Origin of the sequence: Mesobacillus sp. S13, assembly GCF_020422885.1 — a bacterium.
Classification (GTDB): Bacteria; Bacillota; Bacilli; order Bacillales; family Cytobacillaceae; genus Mesobacillus; species Mesobacillus selenatarsenatis_A.
Genome location: NZ_CP084622.1, coordinates 743,308 through 761,734 on the forward strand (window position 1 = coordinate 743,308; position 18,427 = coordinate 761,734).

Annotated in this window: 18 protein-coding genes; 13 read left to right on the forward strand and 5 right to left on the reverse strand. The window is 44.2% G+C overall.

The annotated features are described in order from the left end of the window. Positions 1 to 75: 75 nt before the first annotated feature. From kynU to LGO15_RS03875, 8 genes are all read left to right on the forward strand, one after another. Entirely contained in the window at positions 76 to 1,365 is a 1,290-nt protein-coding gene (gene kynU / locus LGO15_RS03840) for a kynureninase (protein WP_226086813.1), read from the forward strand. A 79-nt stretch (positions 1,366 to 1,444) separates the two neighbouring features. Next, positions 1,445 to 2,845, forward strand: a complete 1,401-nt coding sequence (locus LGO15_RS03845) for an amino acid permease (RefSeq protein WP_226086814.1) — start codon at positions 1,445 to 1,447, stop codon at positions 2,843 to 2,845. A 127-nt stretch (positions 2,846 to 2,972) separates the two neighbouring features. Further along, entirely contained in the window at positions 2,973 to 4,019 is a 1,047-nt protein-coding gene (locus LGO15_RS03850) for an ADP-ribosylglycohydrolase family protein (protein WP_226086815.1), read from the forward strand. Positions 4,020 to 4,220: 201 nt separating this feature from the next. Continuing rightward, positions 4,221 to 4,406, forward strand: a complete 186-nt coding sequence (locus tag LGO15_RS03855) for a hypothetical protein (protein WP_226086816.1) — start codon at positions 4,221 to 4,223, stop codon at positions 4,404 to 4,406. Further along, positions 4,400 to 4,627, forward strand: a complete 228-nt coding sequence (locus LGO15_RS03860; protein ID WP_226086817.1) for a hypothetical protein — start codon at positions 4,400 to 4,402, stop codon at positions 4,625 to 4,627. Before LGO15_RS03855 ends, LGO15_RS03860 begins: the two co-directional genes overlap by 7 nt. Before the next feature lie 26 nt (positions 4,628 to 4,653). Beyond that, complete coding sequence (locus LGO15_RS03865) at positions 4,654 to 5,508, forward strand: GNAT family N-acetyltransferase (protein ID WP_226086818.1); 855 nt, start codon at positions 4,654 to 4,656, stop codon at positions 5,506 to 5,508. A gap of 274 nt (positions 5,509 to 5,782) precedes the next feature. Next, positions 5,783 to 6,424 carry a 2OG-Fe(II) oxygenase gene (locus tag LGO15_RS03870; RefSeq protein WP_226087812.1) on the forward strand — a complete coding sequence of 214 codons (642 nt, stop codon included), beginning with the start codon at positions 5,783 to 5,785 and terminating at the stop codon, positions 6,422 to 6,424. Between the two features lie 206 nt (positions 6,425 to 6,630). After that, a complete protein-coding gene (locus LGO15_RS03875) occupies positions 6,631 to 7,608 on the forward strand; it encodes a bifunctional NUDIX hydrolase family protein/GNAT family N-acetyltransferase (protein ID WP_226086819.1) in 978 nt (325 codons plus the stop codon). A 68-nt stretch (positions 7,609 to 7,676) separates the two neighbouring features. On the opposite strand, the gene LGO15_RS03880 is transcribed toward LGO15_RS03875, so the two are convergent. Together LGO15_RS03880 and LGO15_RS03885 are read right to left on the reverse strand one after the other, a co-directional pair. After that, the gene (locus LGO15_RS03880; protein WP_226086820.1) at positions 7,677 to 8,633 is read right to left on the reverse strand and encodes a calcium/sodium antiporter; all 957 of its coding nucleotides are present in this window, start codon (positions 8,631 to 8,633) and stop codon (positions 7,677 to 7,679) included. 132 nt (positions 8,634 to 8,765) lie between these two features. Then, positions 8,766 to 10,259, reverse strand: coding sequence for a peptide MFS transporter (locus LGO15_RS03885; protein ID WP_226086821.1), 1,494 nt, complete (start codon positions 10,257 to 10,259; stop codon positions 8,766 to 8,768). A 322-nt stretch (positions 10,260 to 10,581) separates the two neighbouring features. On the opposite strand from LGO15_RS03885, the gene LGO15_RS03890 reads away from it, so the two are divergent. From LGO15_RS03890 to LGO15_RS03905, 4 genes are all read left to right on the forward strand, one after another. After that, the gene (locus LGO15_RS03890) at positions 10,582 to 11,046 is read left to right on the forward strand and encodes a DUF305 domain-containing protein (protein WP_226086822.1); all 465 of its coding nucleotides are present in this window, start codon (positions 10,582 to 10,584) and stop codon (positions 11,044 to 11,046) included. Positions 11,047 to 11,167: 121 nt separating this feature from the next. Next, positions 11,168 to 12,001 carry a P-loop NTPase family protein gene (locus tag LGO15_RS03895; protein WP_226086823.1) on the forward strand — a complete coding sequence of 278 codons (834 nt, stop codon included), beginning with the start codon at positions 11,168 to 11,170 and terminating at the stop codon, positions 11,999 to 12,001. Between the two features lie 144 nt (positions 12,002 to 12,145). Beyond that, positions 12,146 to 13,639 (forward strand): amidase, encoded by a 1,494-nt coding sequence (locus LGO15_RS03900; protein WP_226086824.1) that lies wholly within the window; start codon positions 12,146 to 12,148, stop codon positions 13,637 to 13,639. Positions 13,640 to 13,683: 44 nt separating this feature from the next. Further along, positions 13,684 to 14,634, forward strand: coding sequence for an MBL fold metallo-hydrolase (locus LGO15_RS03905; RefSeq protein WP_226086825.1), 951 nt, complete (start codon positions 13,684 to 13,686; stop codon positions 14,632 to 14,634). Positions 14,635 to 14,704: 70 nt separating this feature from the next. Here LGO15_RS03905 and LGO15_RS03910 read toward each other — a convergent pair whose 3' ends face one another. Further along, a complete protein-coding gene (locus tag LGO15_RS03910; protein WP_226086826.1) occupies positions 14,705 to 15,196 on the reverse strand; it encodes a hypothetical protein in 492 nt (163 codons plus the stop codon). Positions 15,197 to 15,309: 113 nt separating this feature from the next. On the opposite strand from LGO15_RS03910, the gene LGO15_RS03915 reads away from it, so the two are divergent. Next, on the forward strand, positions 15,310 to 15,756 hold the full coding sequence (locus LGO15_RS03915) for a DUF4385 domain-containing protein (RefSeq protein ID WP_226086827.1): 447 nt from the start codon (positions 15,310 to 15,312) through the stop codon (positions 15,754 to 15,756). 60 nt (positions 15,757 to 15,816) lie between these two features. On the opposite strand, the gene LGO15_RS03920 is transcribed toward LGO15_RS03915, so the two are convergent. Together LGO15_RS03920 and LGO15_RS03925 are read right to left on the reverse strand one after the other, a co-directional pair. Beyond that, on the reverse strand, positions 15,817 to 16,665 hold the full coding sequence (locus LGO15_RS03920; protein ID WP_226086828.1) for a cation diffusion facilitator family transporter: 849 nt from the start codon (positions 16,663 to 16,665) through the stop codon (positions 15,817 to 15,819). A gap of 90 nt (positions 16,666 to 16,755) precedes the next feature. Then, positions 16,756 to 18,411, reverse strand: coding sequence for a glycerol-3-phosphate dehydrogenase/oxidase (locus LGO15_RS03925; protein ID WP_226086829.1), 1,656 nt, complete (start codon positions 18,409 to 18,411; stop codon positions 16,756 to 16,758). Positions 18,412 to 18,427 lie beyond the last annotated feature (16 nt).

Below are 18,427 nucleotides of genomic sequence, written 5' to 3' on the forward strand. Positions count from 1 at the left end.
AATATAATATTGACACGGTGTCAATATTCCAGTTAGGATATTGATTAAACCAGTAGAGGGGGGTTCGGAAAGAGAATGAAAGCGTATACATCTTTTGATAACACTATAGATTATGCTCGCCAATTAGACCAGCAAAATGCCTTTAGTAGGTTCCGTGATGAGTTTTACATAAAGAGAGATACCTATTACATGGACGGAAATTCTTTAGGGCTGCTATCCAAGCGAGCGGAACGAACATTATTGAATTCCCTGGAAGATTGGAAGAATTTCGGCATCGATGGGTGGATGTCTGGAACTCAGCCATGGTTTCATTTTTCAGAAAGGCTGGGTGCCCTGACAGCACCGCTTATTGGAGCTAAAGCCGAAGAAGTCGTTGTGACTGGATCGATTACAACGAATATCCATCAGGTATTGAGCACTTTTTTCAAACCTGCTGGAAAGAGAACGAAGATTCTCGCTGATGAACTTAATTTCCCTTCGGATATCTATGCAATAAAAGCACAGTTACAGTTGCATGGCCTTGATCCGGAGGAACACTTAGTCCAGGTGAAAAGTAAGGACGGCCGCACCATTGAAGAAGAAGATGTAATTGCGGCTATGACGGAGGAAATCGCGATTGTCTGGCTTCCATCCGTTTTATACCGAAGCGGGCAGCTTCTTAATATGAAGATGATAGCAGAGGCTGCACACGAAAGAGGTATATTGGCAGGCTTTGACCTTGCCCATTCCATTGGGGCGATTCCGCATTCCTTGCATGAGTGGGGAGTTGATTTTGCCGTATGGTGTAACTATAAATATCTGAACAGTGGTCCAGGTGGTGTTGGAGGTATGTTTGTACACCAAAATCATTTGGGGACAGCCCCGGGTCTTGCAGGCTGGTTCAGTTCCAAAAAAGACAAACAGTTTGATATGAAGCATGATCTTGAACATGCTGAGACAGCAGGCGCCTACCAAATTGGAACACCACATGTTTTAAGCATTGCCCCGTTGTTAGGCTCACTTGAGATGTTTGAAGAAGCAGGCATTGAGAATATACGAGAATCTTCCTTGCGAATGACTGAATATATGATGCAGCTCATCGAACATGAACTCGGAAAAGCTGGTTTTGAAATCGGGAACCCTAGGGAAGATTGGCGTCGCGGGGGACATGTGTGCCTTGAGCACGAAGAGGCCGCTAGAATCTGTAAAGCTCTTAAAGAATCTAATGTCATTCCTGATTTCCGGGCTCCAAATGTCATTAGGCTCGCGCCAATCGCTTTATATACGAGCTATGAAGATATTTTTAAGACAGTACAGATTTTAAAAAGAATTATGGAGAATGAAGAATACAAAAAATTCGAGAATACCAGAAATGTAGTGGCTTAGAATAGTCAATCAGCCAGAACTCACATCAACCGCGGAATACCCTTTATGGGTGAAAATAATATTGCATAGGAGGATGTATATGAAGCAAAAAGGAAGCTTTCAACAAATTGTTGATCGTGAGCAAGGCCTTAACAAAGGTTTGACGACTGGGCAAATTTCAATGATTGCCATTGGTGGTGCAATTGGAACAGGACTGTTCCTAGGGAGTGGCTTTGCCATTGGGCAAGCTGGACCCAGCGTGATCATCAGCTATGCGATTGGAGCACTTATTTCACTTTTACTTATGGGCGCCCTTGCAGAAATGACAGTAGCACATCCAACATCAGGATCGTTCGGTGCATTTGCTGAGCATTACATAAATCCCTGGGCAGGCTATGTTGTCCGTTTCACTTATTGGGCCTGTATCGTAGGCGCAGTCGGGACTGAGGTAACTGCCGTCGCCGTGTATATGTCCTATTGGTTCCCGGACGTTTCTGGAACTGTTTGGATATTGATATTTTCCGCAATATTAATCTATGTCAACGCAACAAGTGTCAACCTATTCGGTTCAGTTGAATACTGGTTCTCCATGATTAAGATTGTTGCAATTGTCGGATTTATCTTCATTGGAGCATATGTCGTATTCGGTGGAAGCAATCCATCGATTGGATTCCAAAACTTCACGAATGACGGCGGCTTTTTGCCTAATGGATGGTCAGGGATGTGGGTAGCGGTTGTTATTGCGCTGTTCAGTTACTTGAGTATCGAAATGATCGCGGTTACTGCGGGTGAAGCAAAAGATCCGCAGACTGCTGTTCCAAGAGCTTTAAAAGCAACAGTATTCCGTTTGATCCTTTTCTATCTTTTAACTTTAACGTTAATGCTTGCTATCGTACCGTGGGCAGGTGCTGGCATTGAAAAGAGTCCATTCGTAGTGGTCATGGAATTAATGAACATACCAGCAGCTGCAGGTATCATGAACTTTGTCGTCTTGGTTGCGGCACTTTCAGCCATGAACAGTCAGTTGTATATCACAACCAGAATGATGTTCTCGTTATCGAGAGCGGGCTATGCACCAGCTCGTTTTGGCAAACTTAACAAAAAGAATGTACCTGTATATTCATTGATCCTTTCAACCATCGGGATCGCAGCAGCAGCAGTGATCCATGCAATCGTGCCGGACCAGGCCTACTTATTAATGATGGGAATCGCCATGTTCGGAGCGATGTTCACCTGGTTCATGATTTTCGTGACACACTACTTTTTCCGGAAAAAGTATAATGGAGGGCCTCTTGCAGTACGGATGTGGGGATATCCATATCTAACAATTCTTGGAGCTGCACTCATGGTCAGCTTGCTAATCACAACCTGGTTCGTCTCATTCTTCAAAGCGACATTGATTGTAGGAATACCTTGGTTATTACTGCTGTCATTATCGTATTATCTGCACCAGAAAAAGCAAACTGTTATACCAGTGGATTTGGATAGCAAATCAGTATAAATGCGAAAGCATCAGACTTGGTCTGGTGCTTTTGTTTCAGTATAATCACTCAATTGAATATGCCGGGAGGAACTGTTAGTCACAATACCGAATATAAGAAAATAAATACAATACCAAAGGAGTCCCTATGTTGAAAAAAGAAACTTTCATAGCGTCCTTGCTTGGAGGCGCTATTGGTGATGCTCTTGGTTATAGAGTGGAGTTTATGAAGCTCCATGAGATTAAGTCGAGGTTCGGTGATGAAGGAATAAATGATTTAGTTCTTGATGATTATGCTGGGAAAGCGCTGATTTCCGATGATACTCAGATGACGTTGTTCACAGCGGATGGCATGATTTGGGCTTATGAACGCATGAGAGAGCGCGGGATTGGCAGCTATGCAGGGAGTGGAGTCTATCAATCTTATCTGCGCTGGCTTTATACGCAGACGAAGAGCTTGCCGGATGAGCACTATGACTGGCTGCTTGATCCCCAGCCTCATGAGAAGAACGGAAGTATTTTAGCTAATAAGGAATTGTTCTCGGCAAGAGCTCCTGGAAACACGTGCTTGTCGGCGCTTGAAAGCAATAAAATGGGAACGATGGGAAGGCCAATCAACGACAGCAAGGGCTGTGGCGGCGTCATGCGTGTTGCGCCAGTGGGGTTATTTTTGCATAAAGACCCTGCTCAGGCATTCAAGGTGGCTGCGGATATCGCGGCGATTACTCATGGTCATCCTTCGGGATATTTAGCATCTGGTGCGCTGGCTGTCATAATCGCTGAGCTGCTCAATGGTAAAAGTATTGCAGAAAGTGCTCACAGTGCAATGGCGATTTTAAAAGAGTATCCTCAGCATGAAGAAACCTTGTCGGCGATGGAGAATGCGACCGAACTTGCTGGCAGTGACGAAAGTCCAGTAAAGGCAATTACTAAGCTTGGCGAGGGTTGGGTAGCAGAAGAAGCGCTCGCGGTTTCACTCTACTGTGCAATGAAAGAATCTGATTTCAAGAAGGCTTTGATCCTGGCTGTCAATCATGATGGAGACAGTGATTCAACCGGTGCGATCTGCGGCAATATTCTCGGTGCGAGCTATGGTATCGAAGCAATACCGGAAGATTGGGCTCAACAAGTGGAGCTGAAAGAATTGATTGCCGATGTAGCCAGCAGATTATATGATAGATATATAAAGATGTAGGATAAAGGGAGAATCCTGATAAAGCTGGGATTCTCTTTATTTTTGAGTGAAATAGACAGGAGAGCTTGCATTGGATCGAATAAAGTTTGTGAAAAACGTTTCCAGCCATCTGATTAGTATGCTTTTGGCTTCCATTATATTTATGTTGGTTACCCAGTTCATACAGTGGTTTTCAGGAGATACCGGAGGGGAGGCAGTCTCATGGCTGACGCGATAGAAAAGGCAATGAAGAATGCAAAGGCCTCGCTTGAAATTTCAGGGTTCAAGGTGACGGAAGAGAATACCGAATTAGTCAGGAAGGCTCTGATGAAGGAAATGACAAATGAAGAATTCCTGAAAGAAGCTAAACGCCTGGCGCAGGTAAAAGGCGGTGATTCGAAATGCTGATACAGCCGTCTGGCAAGGACTTGCTTGATTCTATCCAAAGTATAATTTTAGAGGCGGAAGATCTGGAGATCAAACAGGAATTATGGGATATTTCAGACGCATTGGAGAGTGGGTCTATTACTCTTGATACAGCATTGTTCTGGGAGCATGCTGAAGCAAGGAAACTTCTTCGGAAGGCATTCTCGGATGCTGGCTTCCTTCAAATCACCATCGGAAGTTGAATTTGATCAAATAAAGGAGAACCTTTATGGAGTTAGTAGAATTAGTCGAATTGAATGAAAAAGATACGAGAGGATTGGTGGATCTGTCAGCATCCGTCGGCTGGGATTATGACGAAGGTGAAGTTGGAACACTGCTTTCCTCATCCTATAAAATGTTTGGCCACAAAAATCGTGACGGAAAGCTCGTGTCCAGTGCCGCAATCATTCCTTATGACCATAAACTTGCTTGGATTGGCATGGTGATTGTTCATAACAATTATCGAAGCCTCGGTCTGGGGAAAGACGTTATGAAAAAGTGTATCGAGTGTGCTCGTGATCGCTCTATACTGCTCATTGCAACGGCTGAAGGACAACCTTTATATGAGAAATTGGGTTTTACGGTGGTGGACTCTGTCCATAAATATCTCTGTGAAAAGTATGCTCCACCCAAACTTGAAAAAAAAAGCGATATTTCAATTGAAGCATTTAAGGAAGAGCAATTAGTAGACGTGATTGAGTTGGATGGTACAGCTTTCGGGGAGAAAAGAAGCATCTTCCTCCGAAACAGGATTCAACAGTCCCATCAATGTCTAGTCGTAAAGGATGAGAATTCTAGAATAATTGGATTCGGCCTTTCCGTATTGGGACCAGTAAATCTGGTTCTTGGTCCAATAGTAGCGCCTAATACAAGAATTGCAGAATTAATCATCGACTGCCTTGCTTGTGATCATAAGGGTAAATTAAGAGTAGATGTGCCCTCGGGCCAGGAGAATCTGATGGCTTTTCTGGAACAACGCGGGTTTGTAAAGGTCAATACCCCTCCGGTGATGGCAATCCATACGAGAGAAATGCCGCCCAGAAACCAAACTTTATTTACGATCGCATCCCAGGCTTATGGGTGATCATGGTGTAAAAAGCGCTGCAGAAATTTGCGGCGCTTTTCACATATCTTTGATTCAGGGGACCATGGGAGATTTTTTCATAAAAAATGATAGTAAATCACCTTCCCCCGTTGTAAAATAAATTGAAAAATTGAATAGAGTTTAAGATTCGGTTTTGTCATCCATTTTGAATTACAGGAGGAAACAAGGGACACAGAGAATGAATGATGCTTTCGTTTATATATCAATCTAATTTTTGGGAAAATTTATTATAAGAGGTTGATGAAAGTTGATAATGGATGCTGTTGATTTAACTGTTAAGGAACCAACGATTTTTAATCATATCGGGAACAAAATCAAAACCGAGGATCGTGAAATCAACATAATTGCTAAGATTGAAGAACCGTTAATCGTCATTTTGGGTAATGTATTGAGTGACGAGGAATGCGATGAGCTCATGAAGCTGTCCAAGGACAAGCTGCAGCGGTCAAAAATCGGGAATTCCCGCGAAGTGGATGAACTGAGGACTAGCAGCAGTACGTTCATTGAAGAAGCCGAAAATGACGTTGTGGCTAGAGTGGAAAAAAGGATTTCGCAAATCATGGGCATCCCGAATGAACATGGTGAAGGCCTGCAAATCTTGAATTATAAAATCGGCCAGGAGTACAAGGCACATTTTGACTTTTTCTCGTCAAATGTCAGCAACCCAAGGATCAGCACCTTGGTCATGTATTTGAATGATGTCGAGCAGGGAGGAGAAACTTACTTCCCTAAACTGAATTTTGCGGTGTCCCCGCAAAAGGGCATGGCCGTTTATTTTGAATATTTCTATGACAACCAAGACTTGAACGACTTGACATTGCATGGCGGAGCCCCAGTCGTCATCGGTGACAAATGGGCAGCGACGCAGTGGATGAGAAGGAAAAGCGTGAAATAGAGAATGAAGAAGCATGGCGAACATGCTTCTTTTTTTATCGAATCCTGGACTCGTACAGGCTTTCACCAACATGATGCCCTCATTCTACTGCTGCTTCACCACTTCGATAATTACTCCATTCACTTTAATTCGCCTAGAAAAAACTGCCAAAATTTTTGTTTGACATGTATAATAATAGAACAAATTCGAAAGGGAGTTGATCTTCCATGGAACTTTGGAATATTTACGACCAATACAGGCATATGACGGATCGGGTTCATGAAAGAGGGCAAGAGATGAAGGCGGGGGATTATCACCTTGTGGTCCATGTCTGGATTGTGAATGATGATGGACAGTTTCTGATCCAAAGGAGGCAGCCTTGGAAAATCGGCTTCCCGAATATGTGGGACTGCTCGGCTGCAGGTTCTGCGGTCATGGGTGATGATAGTGAGCAGGCGGCCATCCGGGAGGTCAAGGAAGAGATTGGAATCGACCTGGACATCGAAAAGGGTGAACGGATTTTTACGGTGAGGTTTTCACAGGGTTTCGATGATATTTGGCTGGTCCGGCAAAATGTCGCGATTGAAGAGCTGCAACTCCAAGAAGAGGAAGTGGCTGAAGCGAGATGGGCAAGTGAAGAGGAAATAAAGGAAATGGTCAAAAAAGGTGAATTCATTCCGTTTAACTATTTCGATCAGTTATTTGAAATCATTCATTCAGGCATCAGTCTGAAGAAGGCATCCATTGAGGATGCAGAGGAACTTCTGGCTCTGCAGCGAGAAGTTTTCATGCCTTTGTATAAAAAATACAAGGACCATGAAACCAGCCCGGTGACCCAAACGATGGAGAGATTCATGGCTAGGTTCGAAAGGGGCACTTATTTTAAGATTCTCTTTGATGGTGAACTCGCAGGAAGCGTCTTAGTGTATGAAAAATCCCCTGGATTGATGAGGCTGCATATTATCAACATCCTGGAAAAACACCATAATAAAGGGATTGCCCAGGCCGTCATGAAACGGCTGGAAATCATGTACCCTGAAGCAGATGCATGGGAGCTGGATACCATACTTACTGAAAAGCGCAACTGCTACTTGTATGAAAAGATGGGCTATAAACAAACCGGGGAAGCCAAAGTCATCAATAAAGACCTGACGATTATCCGTTATCGTAAAGACTTCAACGTATCCAAAATTGTGAGTATCTAGGTAGCCATATACATACTTCAATACATCGAAAATGCCTGACTGAATTCAGTCAGGCATTTTTGCTTGTTTTAATTGCGCAAAATAATATAAATCAAATATACGATATAACCGGCTGCGAGGATGGCTCCCTCAACTTTTGAAATCTTGAACTTCGATCTTGAGAAAATCAGCAGGACAGCTGTCAGAATGATCATTAAGGCAATGTCGGTGAAGATTTTATCATTAACAGCCAGCGGTGATATGGTAGCTGATGTCCCCAGGACGAACAGGATGTTGAAGATATTGCTTCCGACAATATTGCCGAGTGCAATTTCGCTTTTCTTTTTCAGCGCGGCGGTAATGGATGTAATCAATTCTGGCAATGAGGTACCGACGGCCACAATCGTCAGGCCGACAAGAGTTTCACTCATCCCGAGGGAAAGAGCAATTTCCGTTGCGTTATCAACTACCAGGTCACCGCCAAAGATAATCGCAGCGAGCCCGGCAAGCGTAAAGAAAATATTCTTTCCCCAGGTTCCTCTGCCGGCATCTGCAGCCACGGACGATGCTGGTTCCCGATTATTCAAGGCAATTTCGATGATGTAATAAAGGAAAATCATAAAGAAGAGAAGCAGGATGATGCCTTCGCTTCTGCCAATTAAATTGATGTTTGCCATATCGAGTGCTATATCATTGGCCACTGCTGCCAGCGCTACGCTTGCCAGGAGGGTGAACGGTATTTCTTTCCGGATCGTCATCGTTTCCACAGCAAGCGGGTTGATCATGGCTGTGATTCCGACAACAAGCGTGATGTTGAAGATATTGCTCCCGATGACATTCCCGAGAGAAACCTCGCTGCTGCCCTCCATCGCGGCAATGATACTGACAGTGGCTTCTGGTGAACTTGTTCCGAAAGCGACAATCGTCAAACCAACCAACAGGGGAGGAACCCGGAGCAGTGTGGCAATTTTAGAAGAGCCTTCGACGAAATAATCCGCTCCCTTTATGAGTAAGGCAAAACCGATAGCTAAAAGGATATAAGTCAACTTCCCATCCCTCCACGAAAGATTATTGCTTACAACATAACAAAAAAAGAATCCAAATAAAAATTTTTATAGGTAAAACGCCAAAAAAGACGGCCCTCCTATTGGAGGAACCGTCTTCTTGCTTTTTAAAAATTATTTAATACCTTTCATGTATCCTTGAATCTTTGGAGACATGATGAACAGGATGATACCTAACACGATGGATGCTCCACCGATTGTACCAAAGTAAGCCATCTCTGTTTCAGCAGAGTAGAATTTAACGATTTGTGCGTTAATTGCTTGTGCTGCAGCACTTGCAAGGAACCAGAGGCTCATTGTTTGTGCAGAGAATGCAGCAGGTGCCAGCTTAGTTGTTGCTGAAAGACCAACAGGTGAGATCAGCAATTCACCGAATACGACGATCAGGTAGCTAAGTACAAGCCATAACGGGCTGACAAGTGCATCTGAACCTGTGAAGTATCCAGGAATCAGGATGACAAGGAATGAAAGACCAGCGAACATCAATGAGAATGAGAATTTCTTAGGAATAGATGGCTGGCGGTCCCCAAGCTTCACCCAGAATCCTGCGAAAATCGGTGCAAAGATAATGATGAATAATGGGTTCAATGACTGGAACCATGCTGGAGAAATGGAGATTCCAGCGAATTCTAATTGCGTACGCTTGTCCGCATAGTTTGCAAGGATAGTTGAACCTTGCTCCTGGATTGCCCAGAACATGACAGCAGCCAGGAATAAAGGAATATAAGCTAGAACGCGTGAACGTTCAACTTCTGTTGTTTTCGGGCTGCGGTACATGATGATAAAGTACGCAGTCGGAATTAAGATACCAAGGATTGTGACAAGGTTAATAAAGCTTTCGAATGTTAAAAGTCCAGCAGGAATTAAAATAGCACTTAAAATACCGATTGCGACAATTGCTATAGCAAAGATTGTGAAAGTTTTCTTCTTTTCAGAAGGTGAAAGCGGGTTTGGAACAGCTGTCCCAGCAAGACCAAGATTCTTTTTCTTTGTAAAAACAAAAACTAATAATCCAACGAACATACCGATTGCAGCAATGGCAAAGCCGTAATGGAAATTATAAGCATCAGAAACTGCTCCAACGATCAGTGGCGCAAGGAATGCACCAGCGTTGATGCCCATGTAGAAAATCGTGAAACCAGCATCGCGACGAGCGTCATTTTCGCTGTACATTTCACCAACGACAGTCGATACGTTAGGCTTCAATAGACCTGTACCGATTACAATTAGGATCATGGAGACAAAGAACATGGTTACGCTTCCAGGAATCGCTAGCGCAATATGTCCAAGCATGATCAGGACTCCACCGTAGAAAACAGCTCTAGAAGTACCGAAAATACGGTCAGCAAGCCATCCACCAATGACACCAGACATATATACTAGTGATCCGTAAATGGACATGATGGATAATGCGAGTGTTTCATCAAGGCCCAATCCGCCTTTTGAAACTTCATAATACATGTAGAATACGAGGATCGCTCTCATTCCATAGTAAGAAAAACGCTCCCAGAATTCTGTGAAGAAAAGAGTGAAAAGTCCCTTAGGATGTCCGAAGAATCCACTTTGCGGGACACTCTCCACAATTTTCTGCCTATTTAGGTTTGACATGGTTACCCCTCCCTATTTTTCTATCTTAGAATACTTTTTGATGTGTGAATTGTCAAAAACAATATTAGGAAGGAATATCCTAAAATGTTGATATATAAGGGTTTTTAGTGATTATCACACAAAAAGAAAGTGTATTAAAAATTATAAAAGTAATAAGAATTTATTAAATAATCAGGTAAATTAGTAAAAATCTACCATGGTGCACCAAGCCATATTTACCCCCTTTTACAGAATGACAAACCAGCAATTAAAATGAATATTTATTAGCCATTAGGGTATTCAAAGAATAACAGAATTTTAAAAAGGGAGGAAAAGATAGACGATGAAGAACAATTACGGCAAATTTGCCCTGATGGTGCTGACTTCCACGGTTATCATGTTCATTCTCATGTATTTGAATGCCTATAGTATTGATCATGTATTCTTCAGTGAAACAAGACTTTACATGGCCTTGATCATGGGCGGTGTGATGGCAATTGTCATGCTATCTTTCATGATGAAAATGTATACAAACAAGAAAGTGAACATCGGAATATTCGCCGGAAGCGCCTTGTTGATTGCGGTTTCGCTGTTCCTTGTACGCAGCCAGACAACTGTTGATGACGAATCTTGGATGAAAGCGATGATCCCGCACCACTCGATCGCCATCCTGACAAGTGAGCGTGCCGAAATCGAGGATCCTCGCGTGAGAAAACTTGCTGACGAGATTATCAAGGCACAGCGTAAAGAAATCGGCGAAATGAAGATGCTGATTAAGGACCTGGAAGAGAAGGAAGAAGACGAATAGGAATTTTCAAAAGAGACTAGTCCAAACATCTGGATTAGTCTCTTTTCTTGCGTCCAAAAAGGAAAACTTGCCAGTGGTGGAGAATTATCGAGAGAGTTGATAATTTTTAGGAGTGTATCAAATGAAGACGAAGTTAATTTTAGTAGAAGGGCTTCCTGGCTCAGGGAAATCGACAACCGCGAGATTAATTCATGAAATCCTCACCGAGAATGGGGTGGATGCCGATCTTTTCATGGAAGGGAACTTAGATCATCCGGCCGACTATGAGGGTGTGGCTCATTTTACACAAGAAGAGTTTGAAAATCTTCTAGAAGAGAGCGGCAGTCTCAGCACGATTATCGAGAAATGGGTAACTGTAAAGAGAGGGCGCCGTCTGCTGCCATATATGAAAATGAAGAATGAAATAGGCAATGGTCTTCCGGATGAATTGTGTGCCCCCATTTCCAAAAAAGATGTGTATGAACTGCCACTGGAAGAGAATATCGCAGTCATTTCGGAAAGCTGGGAAGAGTTTGCGAAACTGGCGTCTTCACAACATAAAGTCTATATTTTCGAATGCTGTTTTATTCAAAACCCTGTTACTGTGGGCATGGTCAAGTATGGAGCAGAAGCAGAAGTGACCATTGAATATGTAAACAAGCTGGCTGAGGCCGTAAAAGTCTTAAACCCTTTGCTAGTCTATGTAAGTCAGGAAGACATTGAAAAATCATTCCGCAAAGCAGTGGAGGAAAGGCCTGGTGACTGGTTTAATGGTTTTGTCCATTACTACACGTCTCAAGGGTACGGGCTTGCAAAAGAACTGAGCGGGCTGGATGGCACAATTGAAATACTCAAAGCAAGGCAGGAACTCGAGAAAAGCATTCTTAATCAACTTTCAATCCCTATGCATATCCTGAATAATTCACAATTCGACTTTGATAAGCATAGGGAAAACTTGAAAAATATTCTTATATAGATTTTTATGGGGCCTGATGCTTTTGAGTCAGGCGTCTTTTACACCCAGAAATATCAAAATACGTTCTGAGTAAAAGGTCTAACCTATGAAGATTTTAAATATTTTTAGAGAAAGTAGATATTAATAGAGGCGGTGGTGAGGGAGATGGAGGGTTTCAATTACAAACACTATGACGGGCTTGGACTTGCGGAACTGGTAAAAAAGAAAGAGATTCAGCCAATCGAACTGGTTGAGGAAGCAATCTCATTGACAGATTCATTGAATCCGAAAATGAATGCAGTCATCAACAAAATGTACGAGCAGGCGAGGAAGGCGGCAGAAAGAGAATCGACTGGCGCCTTTGCAGGTGTGCCTATGTTTCTTAAAGATATCTCGCAGGAAATCGAAGGAGAACCAATCACGGCTGGCTCCAAAGCATTTTTAACCTACCGGGCAAAAGCAGATTCTGAGTATGCTAGACGCTTGCGCAAGGCTGGTGTCGTTTTTCTAGGCCAGACGAATGTGCCTGAGTTTGCACTGGTAGCGGTGACAGAGCCGGCTCATTACGGACCGACGCGCAATCCGTGGAATCTTGACCATACTCCAGGCGGGTCCAGCGGGGGATCGGCAGCGGCTGTAGCCTCAGGAATCGTTCCGATCGCCGGTGCCAATGATGGTGGAGGATCGATTCGGATCCCGGCTGCCTACTGCGGGTTATTCGGGATGAAACCGACCCGCGGCCGCACCCCGGTTGGCCCGAATTATGGGCGGGCATGGCAGGGAGCCTCCGCTGAACATGTCCTTACACGTACAGTCAGGGACAGCGCAGCCATGCTTGATGTTCTTCACGGCCATGAAAAAGCCGGCGCGTTTTCTGTTCTTCCATATTCAGGCAGCTACTTAACAGCGGCAGGCACTCCTCTTGGAAAAAAACTAAGAATCGCTTTTTCGTTAGAATCGCCGATTGGAACAGAGGTTGATGCAGATTGCAAGGAGGCTGTCCTGAAAACGGTCCGGCTGCTCGAAGCAATGGGGCATAGAGTTGAAGAGGTGGAAGCGCCTGTAGACGGTGACAAAATCGCGAAAAGCTATTTGACGATGTACTTCGGAGAAACAGCAGCACTATTAGCCTCTCTAGAGGAAGTGCTTGGCCGGAAAGCAACTGCCGCTGATGTGGAGCCAACGACCTGGCTGCTCGGCCTGCTTGGCAAAGCGACATCCGCAGAAGAATTTGTTTTAAGTTTAAGAGAGTGGGACAGGGCTGCCCTGCAAATGGAAACCTTTCATGAAACCTATGATTTTTACATCACGCCTACAACTGCTTATCCACCAGCGAAAATCGGGGAACTTGAACCATCTTCGTCTGAAAAGTTCCTGATTAGTACTGTTGGCAAGCTGGGGCTCGGCGGAGTTTTAAAGAAAGCAGGGATTGTGGATCAAATCGCACAAAAGAATCTGGCGCGAACGCCATTCACCCAGCTCGCCAACCTGACAGGCCAGCCAGCGATGTCGCTGCCGTTGTACCAAACAAAAGATGGACTCCCAGTCGGTGTGCAGGTGATGGCTGCAAGAGGAAGAGAGGACCTGCTATTCCAATTGGCAGGGGAGCTAGAGGAATCTGAGAACTGGATTGATGTAAAGAGGAATCCTTTGTTTTAAATTTTGTTCAGCGATTAAAAAAGAAGCAGAGTGGGGGATTATGCATGGAAAATCAATTTTTCACATGTACTAAAATTCATAAGGGAGTATATGCAGCCATTGTAAAGGACGGACAGGGAGCACTCGGCAATGCAGGATTTGTTGATCTCGGCGATGGGATTCTAATCTTTGATACCTTCATGGTTCCGGCGGCTGCTTCGGAGCTGCGGCGTGTGGCTGAAGAGCAGACTGGCAAACCTGTAAAATATGTCGTGAATAGCCATTATCACGGTGACCACACAAATGGCAATGTCATCTTCAAAGATGCCGTCATCATTTCTACTGCACTGACCAGGCAAAAAATGCAGGAAAGTTACGAGAATCGTGATATCCCAGCCATGAAGGCAGGGATGGATTCCTATTTTGCTCAGCTTGAAGAGCGAATCGCTAAAGAACAAAACGAGCAGTTGCGCATTGCGCTTGAATATGATCTCTCAGATAAGCGCAAGTACGCGGAATCGCTAGATCTGATAGAAGAAGTCCTCCCAACCGTATTATTTGAAGATAAACTTGTGCTTCAAGGCAGTGAAAGGACAGTGGAGCTTTATCATTTCGGGGGAGGCCATACCGAAAGTGACCTCTTTATGTACCTGCCAGATGAGCAAGTATTATTTGCTGGTGATTTAGTGTTTGTTAATAACCATGCGTGGATGGGTCATGGCAACCCTCATGAGTGGCTAACTATACTGGAGAAGATGCAAAAATTTGCTGTCAGCAGCATAGTTCCTGGCCACGGTAATGCAGGCAGCCATGAGGATCTTCAAAACACGAAGGAATATATAGAAGATATGATTCACTTTGTCTCAGAAATGAACCAAAAAGGAAAATCGGTGGAAGAACTGATGGCTGAGCACATGTTGGAAAAGTACAGCAAGATGGATAGTCCTCATGTCTATGAGTGGAATCTGAATTTTTTACATGGATATTTGAGCCAGCGGGAGGTAAGCCATTCTTAATCAAACGTTTGATTAAACGAGGTCAATCCCCCGGTAATACTGAAAAGAGGCAGCCTCGGCTGCCTCTTTTTTAACATAGAACAATAATCCTGTATGGTGTTGTTTGCGCCGGGATGCTGAAAGTCGAGGGACCATAAATCACAATCAAGTTCCGGTTTGCGATACTTTTTGTGAATCTTTGCCCATTTTCCAATAAAATTGGTGTTCCTGGTGAAAGATTAAGCTTGAGCATGCCATCACTGCTGATCAGCTGGCTATTGAAAAAATCTACCTTTACATTCTGGCCGGGAGTTTCTTTTACCATGACGAGAGCCCTGTATTGTGGCGGATAAATAAGCGGCACAGGTGCGTCAGCGTCATAATAGCCTGTTACCTGATCGCCAACCCTGACCATTGCCTGGTCGACGAAATAGGTTTTCGGTTCAATCACAAAATTCACTTGTCTTCCTGTTCCATCGATGACCGACATCAATGTATAGCAACCTTCATTTTCTCCGGAAGGTGTAATCGAAAAATCATTGATCATCGTTACGACTCCCCTGAAAGGCAGGTACTTCACCATTTCCCTCACTTCCCTCATAGTACTCATGCCTATAGTCTATTCGCCGTGGTCACATCGGTGCTTGTTATTCATCGATATAAAAGGGTAAACAATATCCAAAAAGGAATGGTAAAATGCCTTTCAATTATGACCTTGATTTTGATGAGATTGATTTCCGTGAGCAGCCGGAGCTGTACCGGGTGGGAAGGGGCGAACAGGGGGTTTTGCTGGTGGAGCCGTATAAAAGTGAAATCCTGCCGCATTGGCGGTTCAAGACACCGGACATCGCCAGGGAGTCATCCGAAAAAATATATGAAATGTTCATGGATTATAAAGCGAAAAATGATTTTGTCGGCATGGATATGGCGAGGAAGTTCCTGCAGATGGGCTACACTCGCGCCCGCCGCTATACGAATTATAAGGGCGGCAGGAAATATGATGAGGACGGCAAGGTGAAGGAACGGCAGAATGATCCGGTAAAGGCCGAATCAGCAGCAATCTTCATGGAAAAATGGAAACAGGCCAGAACCGATAAAGAGTATCTCGTGCTGAAAAAGGAACATCAGAGAGAATACGGGTAAAAAACCTAATCCGCCGGGAATTAGGTTTTTTCATTTGTCCAGACATGTTTCCAAAGTCAATCAGCTTTTTTCATAATTCAATTCCAATGTAGAGTCAGAAATCTTTTCGGTCTCTAAAAATTTGCGGATTTCTGACCGCAACTGGTCTGACTCCTCTGGCTCCATGTTTTCAACCAGTAAATGGATCATCGCAGCATTTTCTTTCCCATCCAGAGACCACAGCTTCATTTTCTGAATGTCGATCACACGTGGCTTGTTTAGGATTTTACTTTTCAGCGCATCCAGGTCCACACCCGCGGGCGCAGATTCCAGTAAGATCAATAAGGTTTTCTTCAAATTCTTAACGACGTGGAACAAAATGTAGATCGTGATACCGATGGATAAAAGAGGATCCAGAATCGGAATATTGTTGAATTGTAAAATGATACTGACCACTAGGACAGCAATCCAGCCTAGCACATCTTCAAGTAAATGCCAGCTTAGCATCTTGGAATTCAAGCCTTCTCCATGCCTTAATTTTAACGCGGCAAATCCATTCACGAGAACTCCGAGGATTGCCAGCCACATCATTCCATCTGAATGAGGCGAAACAGGGTCAAGCAGTCTTTTCCCTGCTTCATAAAAAATATATAATGACCCGCTAATCAGGACGGTTCCGCTCAATAAAGCCCCAAGCAGGGAAAAGCGTTTATAGCCGAAAGGGTATTTCTCCGTAGCTCCTTTATTCGATTTTTTCTCCAGCAGCCAGGAGGCACCGAGTGACAAAGTATCGCCGAAATCATGTATTGCATCCGCAACAATTGCAATACTGCCAGTAAGGATGCCGCCGATTATTTCTATGACTGTAAAACCTGCATTCAAAAAGAATGCCAGTCCCATTCTCTTGCTGGTCTTTGAATCCTGTGGCATATAAATCATCTCCTGGTTCCTATATTCCCACAGGAGAATTAGTACAAACGAAAACCCCTGATCACTCTGATGTGTTCAGGGGTTTATAGGTCATTTTACTGGAATGACCGCTTCATTTAAAGCTCCTTCAAGCTCCAAAGTATAGGCTTCTATTTGCTGCTCGTTCCATTTGAATTGGCCACGCATGAAGTTAATCACATTTTCCTTGAAGTTATGCACAATGTGGATATCGAATAAAATTGCTCCTGTGCGTCTGTTGAAGAAGTCGACTGGCGTTGCTGCCGCTTCATATTGGATACCATAGATCAGCTTTGCGAACAACTCCAATGGCAGGCCGTATTGGTCTGCTTCTTTTTTGTGTTCAGATGCTAACTGGAATACGATCGGGGCATTCGATCCATACTGGTATGCCAGACGGCGGGCTTCTTCTTTAGTAAAGCCAGCCTTAATGCCCGCTTCAAGCTGCTTTTCTACAAAAGAGTCCAGGTTGGCAGAACCGCCGACATCTCCGCCTGAAATCGGCAAATTCTTCGTATGGCAGCCAGGGAAGCTGAGTCCATCCTCTTTAGCGAATTTTTCAGCAAGCAGGTCAACAATCGTTTCCGCCATTTTGCGGTAGCCAGTCAATTTTCCGCCAGCAATGGTGATCAGTTTTGAATCGGATTCCCAGATTTCATCTTTTCTGGAGATTTCAGATGGAGCCTTGCCATCCTCATGGATCAGCGGCCTGACGCCTGCCCAGCTGGATTCTACATCTTTTTCCGTGACATTCACATCTGGGAACATGTATCGGATCGCTTTAAGCAGGTAGCTTCTGTCTTCTTCCGTCATGCCAGGATTAATTGGATCTTCATTGTAAAAAGTATCGGTCGTACCGACATAGGTCTTGCCATCGCGAGGGATCGCGAATACCATCCGTCCGTCCGGGGTGTCAAAATAGATCGCCTGCTTGAGCGGGAAGCGTGATTGATCGATGACGATATGAACACCCTTTGATAGCTTCAGTGTTTTTCCTTTTTTCGAATCATCCATTTCACGGATGCCATCCACCCATGGTCCGGTGGCATTGACCACTTTTTTAGCGTGGACCTCGTACTCCTCACCTGTTAAAAGATCCTCAACCAGGACACCTGCAACAATACCGTTTTTATATATAAGGTTTTTAACTTTGGAATAGTTCAATGGTGTTGCGCCTTTATCCACAGCCTGTTTCATGACCTCGATTGTCAGTCGGGCGTCATCGGTGCGGTATTCAACATAATAGCCGCCGCCCTTCAAGCCGTCTTTTTTCACAAGTGGTTCTTTTGCCAAAGTTTCAGTAGCGCTGAACATTTTCCTGCGCTCCGACCTTTTGACACCTGCTAAAAAGTCATACACCCTAAGGCCAATGGAGGTGCTGAAGCTTCCGAATGTTCCGCCCTTATGGAAGGGGAGCAGCATCCATTCTGGTGTCGTGACATGCGGGCCATTCTCATACACAATCGCCCGCTCCTTGCCGACTTCAGCCACCATCTTCACTTCGAATTGCTTTAAATAACGAAGGCCGCCGTGCACGAGCTTTGTGGAACGGCTTGAGGTACCTGCCGCAAAATCCTGCATTTCCAACAAAGCTATATTCATCCCTCTAGTTGCAGCATCAAGGGCGATTCCAGCACCGGTAATGCCGCCGCCAATCACAAGAACATCGAATGTTCCATTTTTCAGTTTCGATACTATATTTTTACGATCGAGATTTGAAAATCTCATACGATACGCCTCCTTG

Excerpts from the sequence above, each read along its gene's own strand:
- kynU (WP_226086813.1), top strand. The coding sequence starts at position 76 with ATGAAAGCGTATACATCTTTTGATAACACTATAGATTATGCTCGCCAA.
- LGO15_RS03845 (WP_226086814.1), top strand. The coding sequence starts at position 1,445 with ATGAAGCAAAAAGGAAGCTTTCAACAAATTGTTGATCGTGAGCAAGGC.
- LGO15_RS03850 (WP_226086815.1), top strand. The coding sequence starts at position 2,973 with ATGTTGAAAAAAGAAACTTTCATAGCGTCCTTGCTTGGAGGCGCTATT.
- LGO15_RS03855 (WP_226086816.1), top strand. The coding sequence starts at position 4,221 with ATGGCTGACGCGATAGAAAAGGCAATGAAGAATGCAAAGGCCTCGCTT.
- LGO15_RS03860 (WP_226086817.1), top strand. The coding sequence starts at position 4,400 with ATGCTGATACAGCCGTCTGGCAAGGACTTGCTTGATTCTATCCAAAGT.
- LGO15_RS03865 (WP_226086818.1), top strand. The coding sequence starts at position 4,654 with ATGGAGTTAGTAGAATTAGTCGAATTGAATGAAAAAGATACGAGAGGA.
- LGO15_RS03870 (WP_226087812.1), top strand. The coding sequence starts at position 5,783 with ATGGATGCTGTTGATTTAACTGTTAAGGAACCAACGATTTTTAATCAT.
- LGO15_RS03875 (WP_226086819.1), top strand. The coding sequence starts at position 6,631 with ATGGAACTTTGGAATATTTACGACCAATACAGGCATATGACGGATCGG.
- LGO15_RS03885 (WP_226086821.1), bottom strand. The coding sequence starts at position 10,259 with ATGTCAAACCTAAATAGGCAGAAAATTGTGGAGAGTGTCCCGCAAAGT.
- LGO15_RS03890 (WP_226086822.1), top strand. The coding sequence starts at position 10,582 with ATGAAGAACAATTACGGCAAATTTGCCCTGATGGTGCTGACTTCCACG.
- LGO15_RS03895 (WP_226086823.1), top strand. The coding sequence starts at position 11,168 with ATGAAGACGAAGTTAATTTTAGTAGAAGGGCTTCCTGGCTCAGGGAAA.
- LGO15_RS03900 (WP_226086824.1), top strand. The coding sequence starts at position 12,146 with ATGGAGGGTTTCAATTACAAACACTATGACGGGCTTGGACTTGCGGAA.
- LGO15_RS03905 (WP_226086825.1), top strand. The coding sequence starts at position 13,684 with ATGGAAAATCAATTTTTCACATGTACTAAAATTCATAAGGGAGTATAT.
- LGO15_RS03910 (WP_226086826.1), bottom strand. The coding sequence starts at position 15,196 with ATGGTGAAGTACCTGCCTTTCAGGGGAGTCGTAACGATGATCAATGAT.
- LGO15_RS03915 (WP_226086827.1), top strand. The coding sequence starts at position 15,310 with ATGCCTTTCAATTATGACCTTGATTTTGATGAGATTGATTTCCGTGAG.
- LGO15_RS03920 (WP_226086828.1), bottom strand. The coding sequence starts at position 16,665 with ATGCCACAGGATTCAAAGACCAGCAAGAGAATGGGACTGGCATTCTTT.
- LGO15_RS03925 (WP_226086829.1), bottom strand. The coding sequence starts at position 18,411 with ATGAGATTTTCAAATCTCGATCGTAAAAATATAGTATCGAAACTGAAA.